General features: G+C 25.3%; 22 protein-coding genes and 1 pseudogene. 6 read left to right on the top strand and 17 right to left on the bottom strand.

Annotation, left to right across the window (positions count from 1 at the left end; genetic code table 11):
• Positions 1-319 precede the first annotated feature (319 nt).
• From A6P36_RS04830 to dapB, 3 genes are read left to right on the top strand one after another with little or no spacing between them, the layout of a single operon-like run.
• On the top strand, positions 320-1,312 hold the full coding sequence (locus tag A6P36_RS04830) for an aspartate-semialdehyde dehydrogenase (RefSeq protein WP_066761490.1): 993 nt from the start codon (positions 320-322) through the stop codon (positions 1,310-1,312).
• Between the two features lie 5 nt (positions 1,313-1,317).
• Positions 1,318-2,193, top strand: a complete 876-nt coding sequence (dapA, locus tag A6P36_RS04825) for a 4-hydroxy-tetrahydrodipicolinate synthase (RefSeq protein WP_066761488.1) — start codon at positions 1,318-1,320, stop codon at positions 2,191-2,193.
• A gap of 35 nt (positions 2,194-2,228) precedes the next feature.
• Positions 2,229-2,993: a 4-hydroxy-tetrahydrodipicolinate reductase gene (gene dapB, locus A6P36_RS04820; RefSeq protein ID WP_066761486.1), complete on the top strand. Its 765-nt coding sequence runs from the start codon at positions 2,229-2,231 to the stop codon at positions 2,991-2,993.
• A 34-nt stretch (positions 2,994-3,027) separates the two neighbouring features.
• On the opposite strand, the gene A6P36_RS04815 is transcribed toward dapB, so the two are convergent.
• The 3 genes from A6P36_RS04815 to A6P36_RS04805 all read right to left on the bottom strand — a co-directional run bounded on the left by A6P36_RS04815 (position 3,028) and on the right by A6P36_RS04805 (position 4,795).
• Entirely contained in the window at positions 3,028-3,438 is a 411-nt protein-coding gene (locus tag A6P36_RS04815) for a hypothetical protein (protein ID WP_066761484.1), read from the bottom strand.
• A gap of 102 nt (positions 3,439-3,540) precedes the next feature.
• Complete coding sequence (locus A6P36_RS04810) at positions 3,541-3,783, bottom strand: phage holin (RefSeq protein ID WP_066761483.1); 243 nt, start codon at positions 3,781-3,783, stop codon at positions 3,541-3,543.
• A gap of 76 nt (positions 3,784-3,859) precedes the next feature.
• On the bottom strand, positions 3,860-4,795 hold the full coding sequence (locus tag A6P36_RS04805; protein ID WP_066761482.1) for a CPBP family glutamic-type intramembrane protease: 936 nt from the start codon (positions 4,793-4,795) through the stop codon (positions 3,860-3,862).
• A 136-nt stretch (positions 4,796-4,931) separates the two neighbouring features.
• Here A6P36_RS04805 and A6P36_RS04800 point away from each other — a divergent pair, with 136 nt between their 5' ends.
• Complete coding sequence (locus A6P36_RS04800) at positions 4,932-5,210, top strand: hypothetical protein (RefSeq protein WP_066761481.1); 279 nt, start codon at positions 4,932-4,934, stop codon at positions 5,208-5,210.
• 24 nt (positions 5,211-5,234) lie between these two features.
• On the top strand, positions 5,235-6,326 hold the full coding sequence (locus A6P36_RS04795; protein ID WP_066761480.1) for a glucosamine-6-phosphate deaminase: 1,092 nt from the start codon (positions 5,235-5,237) through the stop codon (positions 6,324-6,326).
• 36 nt (positions 6,327-6,362) lie between these two features.
• Here the strand turns inward: A6P36_RS04795 and A6P36_RS04790 are convergent, their stop codons facing one another.
• From A6P36_RS04790 to A6P36_RS04735, 13 genes and pseudogenes are all read right to left on the bottom strand, one after another.
• The gene (locus A6P36_RS04790; protein ID WP_066761479.1) at positions 6,363-7,100 is read right to left on the bottom strand and encodes a DUF4214 domain-containing protein; all 738 of its coding nucleotides are present in this window, start codon (positions 7,098-7,100) and stop codon (positions 6,363-6,365) included.
• A 105-nt stretch (positions 7,101-7,205) separates the two neighbouring features.
• Entirely contained in the window at positions 7,206-8,231 is a 1,026-nt protein-coding gene (locus tag A6P36_RS04785; RefSeq protein WP_066761477.1) for a 2-hydroxyacid dehydrogenase, read from the bottom strand.
• Positions 8,232-8,249: 18 nt separating this feature from the next.
• Entirely contained in the window at positions 8,250-10,613 is a 2,364-nt protein-coding gene (gene pheT / locus A6P36_RS04780; RefSeq protein WP_066761476.1) for a phenylalanine--tRNA ligase subunit beta, read from the bottom strand.
• Between the two features lie 19 nt (positions 10,614-10,632).
• Positions 10,633-11,652 (bottom strand): phenylalanine--tRNA ligase subunit alpha, encoded by a 1,020-nt coding sequence (gene pheS / locus A6P36_RS04775; RefSeq protein ID WP_066761475.1) that lies wholly within the window; start codon positions 11,650-11,652, stop codon positions 10,633-10,635.
• A 93-nt stretch (positions 11,653-11,745) separates the two neighbouring features.
• Positions 11,746-12,531, bottom strand: a complete 786-nt coding sequence (locus A6P36_RS04770) for a TrmH family RNA methyltransferase (protein WP_066761474.1) — start codon at positions 12,529-12,531, stop codon at positions 11,746-11,748.
• Positions 12,532-12,535: 4 nt separating this feature from the next.
• Positions 12,536-13,219 carry a potassium channel family protein gene (locus A6P36_RS04765; RefSeq protein ID WP_066761473.1) on the bottom strand — a complete coding sequence of 228 codons (684 nt, stop codon included), beginning with the start codon at positions 13,217-13,219 and terminating at the stop codon, positions 12,536-12,538.
• A 23-nt stretch (positions 13,220-13,242) separates the two neighbouring features.
• Complete coding sequence (locus A6P36_RS04760) at positions 13,243-14,583, bottom strand: TrkH family potassium uptake protein (RefSeq protein WP_066761472.1); 1,341 nt, start codon at positions 14,581-14,583, stop codon at positions 13,243-13,245.
• 65 nt (positions 14,584-14,648) lie between these two features.
• The gene (gene rplT, locus A6P36_RS04755; RefSeq protein ID WP_066761471.1) at positions 14,649-15,005 is read right to left on the bottom strand and encodes a 50S ribosomal protein L20; all 357 of its coding nucleotides are present in this window, start codon (positions 15,003-15,005) and stop codon (positions 14,649-14,651) included.
• Between the two features lie 32 nt (positions 15,006-15,037).
• On the bottom strand, positions 15,038-15,235 hold the full coding sequence (gene rpmI, locus A6P36_RS04750; RefSeq protein WP_066761470.1) for a 50S ribosomal protein L35: 198 nt from the start codon (positions 15,233-15,235) through the stop codon (positions 15,038-15,040).
• A gap of 33 nt (positions 15,236-15,268) precedes the next feature.
• The gene (gene infC / locus A6P36_RS04745; RefSeq protein ID WP_066761515.1) at positions 15,269-15,787 is read right to left on the bottom strand and encodes a translation initiation factor IF-3; all 519 of its coding nucleotides are present in this window, start codon (positions 15,785-15,787) and stop codon (positions 15,269-15,271) included.
• A 234-nt stretch (positions 15,788-16,021) separates the two neighbouring features.
• On the bottom strand, positions 16,022-16,528 hold the full coding sequence (gene ytxC / locus A6P36_RS08400) for a putative sporulation protein YtxC (protein WP_242861663.1): 507 nt from the start codon (positions 16,526-16,528) through the stop codon (positions 16,022-16,024).
• 68 nt (positions 16,529-16,596) lie between these two features.
• Positions 16,597-16,883: pseudogene (locus tag A6P36_RS08395) on the bottom strand (putative sporulation protein YtxC); the annotation flags it as partial.
• Positions 16,884-17,157: 274 nt separating this feature from the next.
• Positions 17,158-18,435 carry a murein hydrolase activator EnvC family protein gene (locus A6P36_RS04735; RefSeq protein ID WP_066761468.1) on the bottom strand — a complete coding sequence of 426 codons (1,278 nt, stop codon included), beginning with the start codon at positions 18,433-18,435 and terminating at the stop codon, positions 17,158-17,160.
• A gap of 282 nt (positions 18,436-18,717) precedes the next feature.
• Between A6P36_RS04735 and A6P36_RS04730 the strand changes: the two genes are divergently transcribed.
• Positions 18,718-19,485 (top strand): DUF542 domain-containing protein, encoded by a 768-nt coding sequence (locus A6P36_RS04730; RefSeq protein ID WP_242861662.1) that lies wholly within the window; start codon positions 18,718-18,720, stop codon positions 19,483-19,485.
• Between the two features lie 119 nt (positions 19,486-19,604).
• On the opposite strand, the gene A6P36_RS04725 is transcribed toward A6P36_RS04730, so the two are convergent.
• Positions 19,605-20,291, bottom strand: a complete 687-nt coding sequence (locus A6P36_RS04725; RefSeq protein ID WP_066761467.1) for a hypothetical protein — start codon at positions 20,289-20,291, stop codon at positions 19,605-19,607.
• Positions 20,292-20,369 lie beyond the last annotated feature (78 nt).

Below are 20,369 nucleotides of genomic sequence, written 5' to 3'. Positions count from 1 at the left end.
TACTTATCTACCTTTTCTTTTAATCCAAGTTCTTCTGCAATTTCATACTTTAAATTTTCTCTAAGTTGCTCCAACTCTGTTAATTTTTTATTTGATTTCAATTTTTGTTTTATAATACGCTTTAAAGAATTACTATTACCTATAATAAATCACCTCTTAAGTAAAAAAGTATATATTTATATAATGATATTCTAACCATCCCCCGACTAAATATACTTAACCATAAAAAATAAATAAGAAATTATTAATTTTTATACTATTCTTATTAAATTCATTTATATATAATAATATTTGTACTTTACAACTTGGAGGTTATTTTATGAAATATAATGTGGCTATTGTAGGAGCAACTGGAAAAGTTGGAAGAACATTCCTTGAAGTTTTAGAAAAAAGAAATTTTCCCATAAACAATCTTTATCTTTATGCTTCTAAAAAATCTGCCGGTTTAAAATTAAATTTTAAAAATAAAGAATTTGAAGTAATCGAATTAATTGAAGAAAATATTAGAGAGGATATAGATTTTGCGTTTTTCTCTGCTGGTGGAGATACTAGTCTAAAATTTTCTCCTATATTTGCTAAAAAAAATGCTATCGTAATTGATAACTCTAGTGCTTTTAGAATGGATCCAAATATTCCTCTAATAGTTCCCGAAGTAAATGGTGAAGATGCTTTAAATAATAATAGAATAATTGCAAATCCAAATTGCTCAACAATACAAGCTGTTGTTGCACTAAAACCTCTACATGATAAATTTAAAATTAAAAGAATAATTTACTCAACATATCAAGCTGTTTCAGGTGCTGGAAATTATGGAGTTAAAGATCTAAATGTAGATGATGAAAATAACTTAAATAAATTTCAATATCTAATAAAAGGAAATTTAATTCCTCAAATTGATGTGTTTTTAGATAATGGTTACACAAAAGAAGAAATGAAAATGATTAATGAAACAAAAAAAATTTTAAAAGACAATTCTCTAAAAATTACTGCAACCTGCGTAAGAGTTCCTGTAGAAAATTCTCATAGTGAAAGTATTAACATTGAATTTGAAAATTCTGTAACTCTCGATGGTATTTTGAATGAACTTAAAAATTCTAAAGGTCTTATTTTAATGGATGATATTCAAACTAATACATACCCAATGCCAAAATACATTTCTGGAAAAGATGAAGTATATGTTGGTCGTGTTAGAATTGATGAATCTTGCACCAATTCAATAAACATATGGGTTGTAGCTGACAATATTTTAAAAGGTGCAGCTCTTAATGCAATTCAAATTGCAGAATATATTATTGAAAATAAAAGGAGATAAAAAAAATGAGTTTATTTATTGGATCTGGAGTTGCTGTTGTTACTCCATTTAATGAAAATGGTATAGATTTTAAAAAACTAGAAGAGCTTTTAAATTGGCATGTTGAAAATAATACAGATGCTATAGTAATTTGTGGAACTACTGGAGAAGGCTCTACAATGACAGATGAAGAAAAGAAGAAAGCTATTCAAACAACTGTTGAAATTATTAACAAAAGAATTCCTGTAGTTGCTGGTGTTGGTACAAATAATACACTTAAAACACTTGAACTATCCAAATTTTCAAAAGAAGTAGGTGCTGATGCTCTCTTAGTTATAACTCCTTACTACAATAAAACTTCAAAAAAAGGATTATACGAACATTTTAAAATAATAAATGACCAAGTAAATTTACCAATTATGGCTTACAATGTTCCATCAAGAACTGGAATGAATATAACTCCTGAAGACCTTTTAAATTTATCAACTTTAAAAAATATAACTTCAATTAAAGAAGCATCAGGAAACATTAGCCAAGCAATCCTATATAGAAAACTTTGCCCTCAAATCGATTTATATTCTGGAAATGATGATCAAATTGTAGCTTTAATGAGTATAGGTGCAAAAGGAACAATTTCTGTTGCTGCTAACATTTTACCTAAAGTTATACATGATATGACTCACCACTATATAAATGGAAAAACAAACGAAGCTCTAGAATTACAATTAAAATATCTAGATTTCATAAATTCTTTATTTATCGAAACAAATCCTATTCCAATAAAAACTGCATTAAATCTTATTGGCAAAAACGTTGGAAACTTAAGACTACCTCTTGTAGATATGGAGGAAAAAAATCTAGATATTTTGAAAAATGAAATGAGAAAAATTAATCTAATATAATTCTAAATAATTTTACAAAACTTCTGGAGGAAAAAATGATAAAAATACTTTTAAACGGTATCAATGGACGAATGGGAAAGACTATTGAAAATTTAAGTCTTAACTATGATAATTTAAAAATTTCATGTGGAGTTGATAATGTAGTAACAAAAAATTCTACAACTCCAACTTATCAAAATATTAATGATGTAAAAGAAGATGTTGATGTAATAATTGATTTTTCTCATCCAAATTCTTTAGACGAACTTTTAGATTATGCCATAAAAAATAAAATTGGAATTGTACTTTGTACAACTGGTCATACCAAAGAACAACTTGAAAAAATTAAAAATGCAAGTAAAGAAATTCCAATATTTATGTCATACAACATGAGTATTGGAATAAATGTTCTTCAAATTCTTATTCAAAAAGGATTGCAAGCATTATATAAAGATTATGATATAGAAATTACAGAAAAACATCATAATCAGAAACTTGACTCACCAAGTGGAACTGCAATAATGTTAATGAACACTATTCAAGATTTTGTAAAACAAAATTTTAATGAAGAAGTAATCTTTAATCACGGAAGATTAGGGGAGAAAAAAAGAGAAGCAAAAGAAATTGGTGTTCATGCAATCCGTGCTGGTAACATAATTGGAGAACATGAAGTTATATTTGCAGGAAATAACGAAATAATAGAATTAAAACACACAGCTTTATCTCGTGATGTTTTTGCTCAAGGAGCATTAAAAGCTGCATTATATTTACATGGAAAAGAACCTAAAATATACGACATGAATTCAATGTTAAACTTATAAAATAAAAAGCTATGATTATAAAAAATCATAGCTTTTATATTGCCTTTATCTTAAATATAAATCCATTACTAAAATCAATGATTACTCCATTTCCTTTATTTATTTTTACCATATATGTAGATAATAACCAACAATACGACGATGATAATTCCAAAATACCACTAATTAAAATACCCGCTAAAGGATTTAAAAATCCAATCGGAAATGATAATCCTCCAAAAAAACTGAATTCTGCAGCCATAGAATCAAATTGACTAGAAAATTTCAAAATTTGCTCATTACTTACATACCGTCTATATCCCCACCAATGTTTTTCTAATTTATCTACAAATTCAAGTTTATGTATACATGTATCATTTGCATAAACCTGAGTATTAACCAAAAACAAACTACTAAAACAAATAAATATAAATAATATATGTTTAATTATTATTTTATTACTCATTTTATCTCCATCTATAAAATTATATAGTTATTCTTTCAAATTTAAAAATTTATTATACAAAAATAAAAGTGATGGGTTAATACCCACCACTAATTATCTATTTTAAACACTTTCTTTTTCTTCGATCTTCTTAACATCTTCTACTTTATCATCTTTAAACCATCTATTTTGTGTATCAGGATTATTAATTAATCCTAAACCAACCAATATTGCCAATACCGCATTAATTAATTCCATATACTTTTGTTCATCAACAATTTTTACTCCAAAAGCAGATAATAAAAGAGGAACAAGTGCTGCAATTGATACCCATAATCCGTAATTTCTAAGTCTGTTTTTGAACATAAAATCATATTCTCCTTTAATCTTCTCGTATTTTAATATACTCACATCAATCTAAAGTGTTACAAAAATTTATACGCTATCCTAAAAATACATAACTAACAAACAATATAAAAATAGAGAACACTAAAAACAATATAAAATATATATCAACTATATTTCTGACTCCCATATTAAAAGTAAGTTCTGTTACATTAGATAATTTTTTTGAATCTCCATTATTCTTAACTTTTATTTTATCTTCAAAAATTGAATAAATAATTAACCCTAAAAGAATTATAATTAACGGAAATAAAAAATCTGTAAATATATCTCCTTTAGACAGAACCGTAATCATTCTCCCAACACCAGTACTCATAACATTTTTTCCGATTAATTTAACAACATAGTTAAGAACATTTACAACACTACTTGCAATTATTACAGGTCCTATATTGCCTACTTTATTAAAAAAACTCATCAATAATATTGCTAAAATAAATCCATAAAAAAATTGTGACAATCCAAAGAAAAATATTGCAAAAATAAATGAAGTTAATACAAGTTTAATTTTATATGATAAAAATTTATAAGCATCATTTAAAATTCCTCTAAAAAATATCTCAACAAAAATTGTATAAATTACAATATAAAAAATAAATCCTATCCCCAGATCATAGACATCATAGATACTATTTAGGTATACTGTATTTTTTAATGTAAACTTAAATATGTGCGTAAAAATTAAATTTATCCCATTTGCCACAAAATAAAATGATAAACCTATAATTATCGAATTTTTAATAATTTTATTGTTTATTTTTGGAAACAATATTATGGAACTTATTTTAGAATTACAAAAATATGTGTATAAAACTATTGAAAACAAAAAAATAATTATATCTCTTATACACAATGTAAATATTGAATATGCAGTAGACGGACTATATTTAAAAATAATCAAATTTGAAAAAATATATATAACAAAATCTAAAAATAAAATAAAATTAAGTAATTTAATCTTATTACTATTCACCCAAACCTCCCAACAAAACTATTACTTTTTATTTTATTATTTTTTATTTTAAAAAATGTCCTTTATAACCATATTTGAAAACAATTAATAGGTCTTGTATAATTTGAGATATAAGTATTTTGTGGAAAGGATTAGAATGGATAACAATAATTTTTCAAATTTAACTTCAATATTCAATAAAATTTCCCCAAATATGAATAACATAAATAAATCTTTAAAAGATTTTAATAAATCGTGCGACGAATTAAATTTAAAAAAAATTGATACTGAATTAACTGAAATCAAAAAAATTTTAGATGCAAATAATATAAACATAAAAAATCTAAATAATGATACTAAAAATTCTCTATTAGATTCAATAAATACAAAATTTGATTACTTAAAAAATATTTCTGATGATTCAAATACAAAATAATAATTTAAACTGTGAGGACTTTTCATGAAATTAAAACTATGCTTATTTATATTTCTAATATTTTTTTCATTTACATCATGTTCACAACATACAATATCAAACAATTATTATTCAAAAATGAACTCAACCAAAAATTTCACTATAAGTGTTGATATTAACGAAAATAATAAAAATCTTACGGTTAATGAAACCACTTTTGAAATTTCAAACATAAATACTACTTCTGCAGAATTACAAAAAATACAAGAAAACTCTCAATCAAATAAAGATTTCATTGAAAGCCTAAATCAAAAAATTATAAATACTCTAGATAATATTGGTTTTAATGAAGAAATTATTTATAATCACGACCAAAGAACAAAAGATAATAACTTACTTTTTACAAAAAGATCTGAATACCAAACTTCAGAAACAAAAACTATTCTTTTAACAACGACATATTTCAATTCCAATAATGAATTTAACGTAAAAAACATATCAATGATGTTTGAGATATTACGTCTTTTTGAGTATTTTGACAAAGAATACCATCTATCTGTTTTATTTATAAATAATTCATCAAATTTAAATAATTCAATAGATTATGCAATAAATGATATTTTACATTTAAACATACTATCTATAATAGATATTCAATTTGAAAATACACTTAATAAAGTAAATTTACTTAAGTTAGACAGCACAGACAAACTCTCAATATTTTTAGAAAACTCTATAAAATACAATTCTTTCAATTTTATTAATATTTCAGAAATTGTAAACAAAAATAATTTTAAAAACATATCTTCAAATAATATAGATTTTGTTAGAATTGTTTCAGAAACAAACGCAAGCGATTTAACAAAATGTTCGAATTTCATAATAAATGTTTTATCTGACATGTTAAATAGACCACCAACACCTTCAATATCTGTAAATGATTCTATCATAAGAATAAATTTGAATTTAGAAAATCACGATACAGTCAAGCAAATTTTATACAAAATTAATGATGGTGAATATTTACAGGTAGATAAAAATTCATCAATTAGTTTTAATGAATCAATTAATGTATCAATTAAAGTTGTAGATCTATTTGATAATGAAAGTGATGAATTAAAAATAAAGCTTTTTTAAATAAAAAACTCCTATACTTGTATAGGAGTTTTTTCATTATTCTCTAATATATAAAAATCCAGCTTCTTCAACTAAATCTTTAAATTCATCGCTCATTATCATTCTTTTTACTAATTCCAATATAGCTTGTCTATCTGTTAATCCCATATCATCAACTAAAATTGAAAACTCAAGCATCCAATAAATAAATCCTTCCTCTTCTGCTTCCCTTCCAACTATAGTTTTATATAATGCTTTTATTTTTTCATCTGCAGTTTTATATACTGAATTAAATTCATCTGAAGTAACCATTTCCATTATAAAATCAACTGCTGTTATATCAAAGCTATCTAGTCTATTATACCAATATTTAAATCCTAAATGATCTGGTTTACGTCCTAAACCATTCCCATAGGCATCATACACAAACTTATTATCAGGCTTAACGGGTTGTGAAGTTATAACATTATCAAATTCCAGCTCATATTTTCTTCCAAGATTATCGTTAAAAGTTATTTTAACATCATTATAAACTTGATCTGGAACTAAATCACTTATTATTATTTTACCATCTTTTATTTCAATACTAACGTCTTCTAAATTTGATGATAAATTATCGTATTCTGTAGGAAGTGCTGGAACAGTTATTTCAAATTTATCCTCAAAATATCTTGATACTGATTGTCTGCTATTATTTAAACTAAAAACTACTTGCGAATTTACAACAAAAATAATTTGCAAAAAAACTAAAATTATGACAAAAAATATTTTTTTCAAATCTCTAAAGAAATACATTATTAATTGCACCTCATACTTATTTTAAAATTATAACTACATACTATATTATCGTATAAAAAATCGCAGCAATAAAGTGTTTTTATTGCTGCAATAACTAAATTATTATCTAAAATCAACTATTTTATCTTGCAACTCATCGTAAAATACTTCATTCTTTAAAAATTCTCCATTTAGGAAACTTTTAATATTATTTATTGAAACAACAGCTATACTTGTCAATGCCTCTTTTGTTAAATATGCTTGATGCGAGAATACAATAACATTTTCCAATTGTAACAACTCTTTCAAAACCTCATCATCAATTCCATCTTTTGAACAGTCATTGAAAAAATAATTCTTTTCATTTTCATATACATCAAGTGCTGCACCATATATCTTTTTAGATTTTATAGCTTTAATCAAAGCTTTAGTATCAATAAGTCCTCCCCTAGCTGTATTAATAATAATTGCTCCATCTTTCATTTTATTTATTGAATTTTCATTTATCATATGCGCATTATCTTTTGTAAGTGGACAATTTAATGATATAATATCACTTTCTCTATAGATAGTATCCAAATCTACATACTTAAAACCTAATTCTCTAGCTGCATCATTATTTGGAAAAACATCATAAGCTATTACATTCATACCTATTCCTACTAGTATTTTTATAAATTGTTGTGCTATTTTCCCTGTTCCAATTACTCCAGCTGTTTTATTTACTAAATCAAATCCTACTAATCCCTCTAAAGAAAAATTATATTTTTTAGTTTTCTCAATTGCTTGAGGAATTTTTCTTGTTAAACAGAGCATCATTCCAGCTGAAATTTCAGCAATTGAATTTGGTGAATACGCTGGAACTCTAACAACTGTTATTTTATTTTTAGCATATTTTATATCTACTCCATTATATCCAGCACATCTTAACACTATAATTTTGACACCAAATTCACAAAGCTTATCTATAACTTCACTATTTACAATATCATTAACAAACACACATACTCCATCATAACCTTCTGCCATATAAGAAGTTTCTGGAGTAAGTTTGTCATCTACATAACTAATTTCTATTTCTGAATTTTCAGAATAAATATCAAAATAGTCCTTATCATACTGTTTTGCATCAAATAATAATAATTTCATTTTTACAACCTATCCTTTCTACTGTCTAAGTTCTGCTCCAAACTTATTTTTAAGATCTTCAAGAATTTTTTGTACAACAATGTTTACTTCATTATCATTTAAAGTTTTACATTTATCTCTAAATGTTATACTATACGAAACACTTTTTTTCCCTTCAGGTATTTGTGGTCCCTTATACACATCAAAAATCTCAAATTTTTCAAGAATATTCCCTGATTTAGATTTTATAACTTTTTCAATCTCTTGAACCAATACATTTTCATCAATAACTATACTTAAATCAAAACCAACACTTGGATATTTAGGAATTTGTTTATATTTTTTTTCCCATTTATACAATTCAAAAAGTTTATCTAAATCAATTCCACCTACAAAAAATTCAATATCTACATCATAATTTTTAAGAACATATGGATGTATAGAACCAAATCTCCCTAAATTATTTTTTCCTAGCATAATTCTAGCAGCTTTTCCTGGATGATAAAATTTTTCATTTTCTCTCTCAAGAGTAAAACTTATTCCCAACATTTCAAATAGCGACTCAACTACACCTTTAATTGAAAAATAATCAAAATCTTTTCCGTACATTCCAATAGTTAAAACATTATTTTCTTTAATATTATCATTTTGATCTTTATTGTAAGTCTTCCCTATTTCAAAAATACATACTTCACTATTTGAATAAGAATAATTTCTACAAAGCGCATCTAACATTGAAGGTACCATAATTGTTCTCATTATGCTATAATCTTCACCCAATGGATTTTTAATACTAATTGCATTTCTTATAAAAGAATCTTTATCTATATTCAATTTATCAAATAATTTTGGGCTATAAAAAGAATAACTTATAGATTGATTAAATCCTAATGAAATCATGGCATTTAATATTTTATCAATAAATCTTTGTCTTTTATTTTTCCCTATATCAGCAGATACACTAGTAAGTTCAAGAGAAGGAATTTTATCATAACCATAAATTCTCGCAATTTCTTCAACCAAATCTTGTTTTATAAAAATATCTCTTCTAAAAGTTGGAATCTTTACATTAAAATTTTCATTATTTTGAATTACCTCCATACCTAAGTTTGTGAAAATTTTTATGATTTCATTCTCACTTATAGAAGTTTTTAAGAAATTGTTTATATATTGACTTGAGATGTTTAACGAAATAGGTTTATAAGATTCATTAACTATATCTACAGTTCCATCAATAACATTTCCATAGGAAAATTCTGTTACCAAACTACAAAATCTGTCTAACGCATCTATTACTAAATTATCATCTATATTTTTTTCAAATCTAAGTGAACTTTCTGTTCTTAAATTTAAAAACCTAGATGTCTTTCTTATAATATCAAAATTAAAATTCGCACTCTCTAAAACAATAGTTTTTGTATCATCTGTTACTTTAGAATCCTTTCCTCCCATAACTCCTGCCAAAGCCAAAACTTTTTCATCATCTCTTATACAAATCATTGATTCATTCAATTCTCTTTCAACTTCATCAAGCATTACGAATTTTTCATTTTCCTTTGAGCTTCCAACAATTAATTTTTTCCCAGAAATCTTATCATAATCAAAAGCATGCATAGGCTGACCTAATTCAAGCATGACATAATTTGTTAAATCAACTATATTATTGATAGGCTTAATACCAGAATTCTTCAATCTATTTTGTATAAATTTAGGTGACTCACAAATTTTTATATTTTTTATAATTCTAGCAGAATATCTTCTACAATTTTTATTTTTTACTTCAACGCTCAAAATATCATTTATATTTTGAGTTCTATCAACTTCAAACTTAGTATCTCTTGCCTTCATGCCAATATCATAAATTGTTTTTATCTCTCTTGCAATTCCTAAAACACCTAAACAATCTGGTCTATTAGAAGTTATCTCAAATTCAATTATTTCATCACCTGTATTTAATACCTCAACTATATCAACACCAATTGGTGTATCCTTGTCCATAATCATTAATCCATCCGCTTTGTCTGCAATCCCCAATTCTTCTTCCGAACACATCATTCCTTGAGATTCTACACCTCGTAATTTTCCTTTTTTAATTTTCAATCCTCCAGCTAAAACAGCTCCATGCAACGCTACAGGTACAATGTCTCCTTGTTTCATATTTTTCGCACCAGTAACTATTTGAACATTTTTATCTCCAACATTAACATTACATACAACTAACTTTTCTGCATCTGGATGAGGTTTAATTTCTTCTATAAGTCCTGTAACAACATTTGTAACTTGAATTTTATTTGATTCAACTGTTTCTACCTTTGTTCCACTAATTGTAAGTTTTTCACACAAATCATTTAAATCTAAATTTTTATCAAAATATTCTTTAAGCCACTCAATTGAAATTTTCATTTTAAAAATATCCCTCCAATTAAAATTGTGATAAAAACCTTAAATCACTTTCATATAAAAGCCTTATATCTTCTATGCCATATTTAAGCATAACCATTCTATCTATACCAAATCCAAAAGCAAATCCTCTATACTCCTCTGAATTAATTTCACATCGTTCAAGTACATCTGGATGAACCATACCACAACCTAAAATTTCAATATATCCACTACCTTTACAAATTGAACATCCCTTGCCTTTACATACAAAACAACTAACATCCATTTCCGCAGATGGTTCAGTAAAAGGAAAATAATGAGCTCTAAATTTAGTTTTTATATTATCACCGAACATAGTTTTTATAAACTTTTCAAGTGTACCTTTTAAATGAGCCATATTTATATCTTTATCAACCACAAGCCCTTCCATTTGATAAAATACCGGCGAATGTGTAGCATCTAAGGCATCTGATCTATAAACTCTTCCAGGCGAAATTATTTTTATTGGTGGCTTTTTATTTTCCATAGTTCTTATTTGAACCGTAGATGTATGAGTTCTTAAAACATGTGTATCATCTATATAAAAAGTATCTTGTTCACTTCTAGCTGGATGATCTTTATAAATATTTAAAGCTTCAAAATTGTAATATTCAGTATCAATATCTGGACCTTCTTCTATTGAAAATCCCATATTTAAAAATATATCTTGAATCTCATCTAACACAATTTGAATAGGATTTTTATGACCTAATCTAATTTTTTTTCCTGGAAGGGTAATATCCAACACTTCTTCTTTTAATTTTTTTTCCATTTCGACATTTTTAATATTTTCTATAGTCTCAGAAAAAATATTTTCCATTTTTCCCTTAATCTCATTTACAAATTTACCAATACTAGCTCTCTCTTCTTGAGAAAAATTTTTTAAATCCTTAAGCACTTGAGAAAGTTCACTCTTTTTGCCTAAATACTTAATTCTCAATTCCTCAAATTCATCTACAGTACTAACATTTTTAAGCTGTTCTACAGCATGATTAAATAAATTATGTAATTTTTCTTTCACACTTCTCAACCTTTCCTGCAAATTTTAAAGTACAAAAAATTAAAAAAATTCCTTAACTTAAATATAAATCAAGGAATATCTACTTCTAAAAATTTATCCAAATTGACTCTGTCTTACATACTCAAAAGCAATTATACTTAACGCCTGAGCAACATTTAAAGATTCAAGATCATTACTCATAGGAATACATATATCAACATGTGGAATTTTTTTAATCTCATCTGATATACCATTACCTTCGTTTCCAACTGCTAAAATTATTTTTCCTGTTAAATCATTGTTATAACAAATATTTTTACTACATGAATCTGCTACAATAAGCCTAAAATTATTATTTAAAAATTTATGTAAAAATGAATACTCTTCCACGAAATAAATATTTATCTTAAAAATAGCACCCATAGTTGCTCTTAAAACTTTATCATTATATAAATCCACAGTCCCTTTAACAATTATAACTCCTAAAGCATTAACAGCAACAGCAGTTCTAATTATTGTTCCTAAATTACCTGGATCTTGAATTTTATCAATTAAAAAGTATATTCCCTCACAAAAATCAAATTTTTCACAAGTATCTTTCATATTTAAACAAGCAATTATGCCTTGAGCATTTTCTGTTTGTTTAACTTTAGAAAATAACATTTCTGAAAAAACAATTACTTCTAAATTCAAATCATTTAATTTAAACTTTTCAATTAAACTATCTTTTTTAGATTCACTTACAATTATGTACCTTATATCGCAATTATTTTTTACAGCTTCTTGTACAAACCTTATTCCTTCTATTAAATAACATTTATTTAAATATCTATACTTTCTATTTTTCAAACTGCAAACTTCTTTAAAAAATTTATTTTCAACACTACTAACATAATTCAATTTGCTAATCCTCTTTTTTCAAAAAAGTAAATTTACTTTGAAGCTTAGATAGTTTATCGTCTCTACCTAAAAGTATAAGTAAATCATGTTCTTTTATAATCGTACCAGCATTTATATTTACATCCATTTCAGAATTGCAATTCTTTTTAATACCTATCAATGTTACATCGTGCTTAGCTCTAATATCAATATCACCTATTGTCTTATTAATCCATTCTTTAGGTGCAGTAAATTCAGCAATGGAAGAACCTTTAGATATTTCCACATAATCAAACAAACTTTGAAATTTCAAATTATTTGCAAGTCTTAATCCCATTTCTTTTTCAGGCAATATAACTTTGCTCGCTCCAATTTTTTTTAAAAGTTTTCCATGTAATTCTCCTTGCCCTTTACAAATAATTTCATTTACACCTAATTCTTTTACTAAAAGAGTAACCAATAAACTTTCTTGTATACTACCTCCAATAGCAATAATAGCCGTATCATAATCCTCAATATTAACACTAGACAATGCCTTCTCATCTGTAGCATCAAGCGCTAAAGCATGAGTAACTTCACTAGAAATTTCCTCAATCTTTTCTATATCCCTATCTATTGCCAAAACATCATATCCTGATTTATAAAGACATTTTGCAACACTAAATCCGAATCTTCCCATTCCTATAACTATAAATTGCCTTCTTCTCAAAAAAACATCTCCTCATATAAAAGTTATCCAACCGTAATGCGCGCTTCTGGATACTTAATACATTTTTTATTATTATCAATCTTATTAGTAAAAGCAAATAATAAAGTCAATGTCCCAACTCTTCCAAAATACATTGCCAACATAATGAGTATTTTCCCCACCTCAGTCAGTTTTGAAGTTAACCCAATACTTAATCCAACAGTATTGAAAGCAGAAAAAACTTCAAACATTACAGATTCAAATGACGCATCCTGATGAGTTATAGAAACTAAAATAATAAATACACCTATAAAAAACAACGACAAAAAAGTTAATATAAACGCTTTATTAATTATTCTTGACGGTATTTTCTTATTTAAAACAATTGTTTTATCTTGATTTCTTATATAATGATAAACTGAAAGAACAATTACTCCAACGGTAGTAGTCTTTATTCCTCCTGCCGTAGAACCAGGAGAACCTCCAATTAGCATAAGTATACAAGTTAAAAATATGGATCCAGATCTCATATTCGCTAAATCTATAGAATTAAAACCTGCCGTCCTTGGAGAAACCGATGCAAAAAAACTATTCAGTATTTTATCATAAAAACTCATATTTTGAAAGGTGAGAGGATTATTATATTCTAAAATAAAATACAACACGGCTCCTAATAATATAACAATGCCCGTAACTATTAAAACAATTTTTGTTGTAATAGATATCTTTTTAGTATGCCTATATGTAATAAATTCTGTTATAACTCCAAATCCTATTCCACCTACAATTATTAAAATCATACATATTATCAAAACATAAGAATTGCTAAAATATGAAGTAAGACTAGCATAATTTCCAAATATATCAAATCCTGCATTACAGAATGAAGATATTGAAGTAAATAAACTAATATATAAACCTTCTGAAAATCCATATTGAGGAATAAAAACAAAACTTAATAATACTGCTCCCAAAAACTCAACTATAATAGTAAAACTAACCACATAACGCATTATTAAAGAAAGACCTTGAAATCCATCAAAATTTAATGCTTCTTTAATAAGCAAACTAGTCGATAAAGAAATTTTTTTACCAAATTTAAGCGCTCCAAAGGTAGTAAATGACATTATTCCAAGTCCACCTATTTGAATAAGTATGAGAATAACCGTCTTTCCAAAAGAACTCCAATAAGTGCCAGTATCCAAAACAACAAGCCCTGTAACAGAAGCTGCAGATGTTGCTGTAAACAAAGCATCTAAATAATTAGTACTCTCTCCTAAACTACTAGAAATTGGAAAACTTAATAATACTGCTCCTAAAAAAATAACTACTATAAAAAAAAGTGCTAATATTTGCACAGGATGTAGTTTGTTCAACTTGCTCAATTTTCATCTCCACATTTTTTCAAAATTATAAAATAAAATGCGACATATCAAAAAGTCGCACCATATTATTTCAAATTAGCTTTAGCAACATTTATAAGCTCAGTAAAAGCTTCTTTATTATTAACAGCCATCTCAGATAACATTTTTCTATTAATATTAATGTTAGCAACTTTCAAGCCATATATAAATCTTGAATAACTCAATCCATGCTCTCTAACCCCAGCATTTATTCTTGTTATCCAAAGTTTTCTAAAATCTCTTTTTCTTAACCTTCTACTTACATACGAATTCCATAATGCACGTATAACAGTCTCATTAGCTGTTTTGAATAACTTTGATTTACCACCATAGTAACCTTTAGCCATTTTCAAAACTTTTTTGTGTTTCTTATGTGCATTAACTGCTCTCTTAACTCTAGCCATCTATCCTTACCTCCAAACAATCAATTAACAAATTAAATATATGGTACTAATTTTTTCATAGTTTTCAATTGAGTAACTGAAACATACCCAATTTTTCTTAAATTTCTCTTTCTCTTAGCAGATTTTTTTGTAAGAATATGTTGTTTAAAAGCTTTTGATCTTTTTAACTTACCAGTACCTGTAACTCTAAATCTTTTAGCAATAGCCTTCTTTGTTTTCATTTTTGGCATATCAAAATACCTCCTAAAATCATTAATATTATTTTACTTCTTTGGAGACATAATCAAGCTCATATTTCTACCTTCTAATTTAGCTTTCTTCTCTGGTGCACCATAATCTTGTAATATTTCAACAAAATTATCCAATATCTTTTCACCTATGTAACTATAATCTGCCTCTCTACCTCTAAACCTAACAGTAATCTTAACTTTATCACCGCATTTAAGAAATTTTTTCGCACTGTTAGCCTTTATATTTATGTCATGCGTTTCTATTGATGGACTAACTCTTATCTCTTTTACATTTATAACTTTTTGATTTTTCTTAGCCTCTTTTTGTTTCTTTGACAACTCATAAATATGTTTTCCATAATCCATTATCCTAGATACAGGCGGATTAGCTGTAGGTGAAATAATTACTAAGTCTAATTCTCTATCCTCAGCAATTTTTAAAGCTTCTTTAGTTTGCATAATTCCAAGTTGAGAACCATCACTATCTATAACTCTCAATTCCTTGAATTTAATTTCACCATTAATTTGAACATCCTTTGCTATATTAGCCACCTCCAAATTTTTTGCAAATTTAAAAATAAACACTACCATTTTCAAAAACATAAAAAAGGACAGTATTTCTATTTAAAAAATACCGTCCTCTAAACATACAAAACAATGATGTCTACTTAAAATAAACACCTTAACCACAAAAATTACCTAGGTAGCCAATGCCCCAAGGTGAGAAACGGTAGTTTCTTCTTAAATCTGGAATCATTATACAACATTTTGTTTCTAATGTAAAGATTATTTTATCAATTTATTTGATATTTCTACACAATTTGAACATCCATAACATAAATTAACCTTATCTTCAAACACCTGTTTAATAGTTTCTATTATCTCTATATTTAAACTATTTTCTACTCCATGTATAATTATTTTTTCAGGAGAATTAGTTATAAGTCCACTAATTAATAAATCATCTTTATTAACATTCATCATAGAAGTATTAAAATCATTTAAATCATCCAAAAACAAATCATAAATATCATTATTATTTTCATCAAAAATCGTATAGGAGCCTCTTTTATTTATTACAATATTTACTTCTTGAATTTTGCTTTCTTGAATTTCTACAAAATATTTGAGAAGCTTTATAAATTCATTGTATTCTTTTTCAACCATATGTTTTTCAACAACTCTATCTACAATTGTTTCAATATCTTCAAATAATTCTCTCATCCTAAATCTTATAAAGCCATTTATATTTATTTCATTATTCTCTTCAATACAATTCTGAATTTTTTTCAATATACTGTTCTTTTTATCTATAAAAAATTTATCATTATCATTTATAAATCTATCATTAATGAGAATNNTATTTAATAAAAAAATACGAATTATCAAAAAAATAATTTATTTCTTTATCAATAAAAATCTTTATTATAAATTTATATATACTCTGACTGATAACATTAAATATTTTATTTTTCAATTTATCAGTATATTGTGAAGGGTCACAAACAACATCTATAAAACTACCGCCTGAATAACCTTTTTCTAAAATTTTTAAGGAAGATTTTTTTATTTGCATATCTTCTAACATTGATTTCAATTCATCTATTATTTTTTCTTGTCCTTCATAAACTACTCTAACTAATACCAAATATACCACTCCCTTCTTACTGTTGTACATTATATGTTACTATTAATTTTAAATATACAAATTTAGTCTTACTATTTAATGATGCTCATTAATTTATAATTTAAAACAATTTTATTATAAAATTTTTTTAAAATAAATCTTCAAAAAAATTTATCCTATATATTACATACGAACCAAAGTTCACATTGTTTATTTATTTCATAAGTAATAACTTTATATACATATTTTTTCTAAATCAATTACAAGTAAATTTTAAAATAATTTTTAATTTTTGCTAAGGCTTAATTCTTTTTAAAGGATCAACATGTTCACCATTTATACGTATTTCAAAATGTAAATGAGGTCCTGTACTTAAACCTGTGCTTCCCATTTTTCCAACAACATCTCCTGCTTTAACATCTTGACCTTTCTTAACTAAAGTTTTATCTAAATGAGCATAAAAAGTTTGTATATTATTTCCATGATTTATTATAATAACATTTCCATAAACACTGTTATACCATCCAGAACTAACAACTTTTCCACTCAAAGAAGCAATTATATTATTTCCAGTACTTCCTGCTATATCTATACCTGTATGAAAACTTTCTTTCCCTGTAATCGGATGTGTTCTTTTTCCATATTTTGAAGTTATTTTACCTTGAGCTGGTTTTAAATATTTTCCATAATTTACTTTTGAATTTACAGATTTATTATCTTCGTTTAATTTTTCTAAATATTTCTTAATTTCTTCTTGAAGTTTATGATTATCTTGATAAATCTTTACAATTTCCTCTTGAATCATTTTCTTTTCATCTGATAAATTATCATATTGAGTTTTTAATTCGTTACTTAATTGATTTATTTCATCTACTTCTTTTTGCTTCAATTCTTTCTGAATTTCCAACAAACTTAAATTTTCATCATTTTCACTAATCTTTTCATTAATTAATTTCATTTTATCTTGAATCAACTTTTTTAAAAATTCTATATTTTCATTTTTAACTTTAATATCATCAATATTTTTCAAAACTTTCTCAATAATACTTTTATCCAATTCAATAAATTTACTAATATTAACAATTTTATCATTTAAATCTAAAACATTTTCTGAAGTATAAAAAATTTTAATAAGTGGATTGTATGTATCTATGTGCATATATAAATTTCTCAAACGCTTACTTATTACATCTTTAAACTTCTCCACTTCTTCTTCAAGCATATTTATTTCATCTATATTTTTAGAAACTTCTGCCTCTATTGATGATATTTCTCCATTTAAAGTTTCTATATTTTTGTTTAAATCATGTATTTTATTTTCATATTCCTCTATGGTTTTTGTGTAATCATCTATAATATTTTGCTTTGAATTAATTTCTTCAGCTATATTAAGAAGTTGTCTTTCTAAATTTGCTATTTCTTCATTAATCTGAATTTCAGATTCATTTAATTCTCTTATTTTTTCATTATTTTTATATATTTCTTCCTTAAATTCTGTTTCTTTTGCACTAATTAAATTACAACATATTAAAAACAATACAAACATCGATATTAATTTCTTAAATTTGAACATACAAAAGACCTCATAAAATTTATTTATAATTCTTCAGTATGTCCCCAAATATATTTTTTTATTTCTAACTATAAATTTTTTATAAATTAAATCGATATAATTAATGTACAAAGGTACACTTTAAAATTACAATAACTTAATCATAATATAACACTCCATTTTCCCTATTTATACCGATATATCTAAAATTTGGATATATCGGTTTTTGTTTAAATTAGAATAAAAATATTATAAAATAATACTATAAAAATAATTTTATTTATTATAAAAGGATGTGTTATTTTGAAAATAATTAATATAAATAATGATTTTAATAATTTTAAAATTTTAAATGAAAAAGTTGGAGACATTTTAAATAAATTTCCTAGTACAAAAACTTTTTTTGATAAATACAATATCGACTATTGTTGTAATGGTAGAAAGGTTTTAAAAGATACGTTAAAAGAATTGAACATTGACAATCAAAATATAGTAAACGAACTCATACATGATATACAAAAAGCCTGTGAATTTAAATCATCTAATAGTGATGAAGTTGTTAAATCCACAGATTTTATAAACAAAAGTTCAGAAGAAGTTATAGATTTCGTAATAAATCATTTTCATGAAGGATTAAGAAAAACTATGCCTGAAATAAATGCACTAATATTAAAAATTATGCGAGCTCATATAAAACACCACAAACAACTATTTTGGAAAATTCATGAGCTTTTCTGCAAAATAAAAGATATTTTTGAAGGACACTTAATTTTAGAAGAGGAAAACATATTTAAAGCAATGATTAAATTTAATAATGGGGAACTTTCAAAAGAAAGTGAAGAATATAAAACTATGATTGAAACAATAACAGAAGCAGTTGATGAACATTTCATAATAGGTCCAACACTTAAAGAATTAGCATCTTTAACAAATAACTATTCTGTTCCAGAAAACTCTTGTGAAACTGTTAAAAAAGTATACAGTGAACTTCACAAATTACAAGATCATATATTAGCTCACACTCAAATTGAAAATAATATTTTATTTCCTAGATACTTAACTCAAAACTAAATGAATAATAATTTCTCAATTATAAAACAATAATCTAGTACCTTATTTTCAAATAATAAAAATATTAACATACTTAACCAAACAAAAACCATCTCAATTTCTTGAGATGGTTTTTTAATTTATCTATAATTTGTTGTCAAATAACTGCACTCATGTTGCATTAATTCAAAATATCTATCGTAATTTATTTGTTCAACTTTCTCCTCATCTTTCAAAAGCATTCTTTTATCTCTATGAAATAGAAAATAAACAAACCCTTCTTCTTCATCCTTAAACTCCAAAAAAACTTCTTTACTATCATCATCTAAAAAAGTTATTTTAACTTCATAAGACTCATTTATACTTTTTAATATATCAAACTTATCATATCCAACCATTTCTCCGTAAGATACATTTTTATCATTTTCATCTTCTACAATATTTGTAATTTTATAATAATATCTAAGTGCGTATTCATCTCCTTTATACTTTATATTTTTTATTATCAATTCTCCTTCTTTAGGATCATACGGATTGCTATAAGTAAAATTTGTTTCATATAATAAATATCTTTCTGAATTATCTTCTTGAGATAAAACTTCGTAAATTTTAAAATTATAAACTCCATTATCTAAATCACATTGAATTGATTGAGTCCCATCTTTAATTTCTATATTTTCAAATACTAGTTCTTTTGTTTGTTTATTTAAAATATCTAAAACTATCTTACCGTTTCCAACACAATACACACTCACACTTAAATTACAAATTCTAAAATCATAATCTGCCTGAAAATTTTTGACTCTTACAACTGATTGGTTACTCATAAGCTCTCCTTTAAAATAACATTTCCTTAATATGTTTAAACAACATTTACTATTCATTTTAATAAAAATAAATTTAAA

The sequence above is a fragment of the Candidatus Arthromitus sp. SFB-turkey genome (genome assembly GCF_001655775.1).
Taxonomy (GTDB): Bacteria; Bacillota; Clostridia; order Clostridiales; family Clostridiaceae; genus Dwaynesavagella; species Dwaynesavagella gallinarum.
This window is presented reverse-complemented; position numbering and strand designations above follow the sequence as displayed.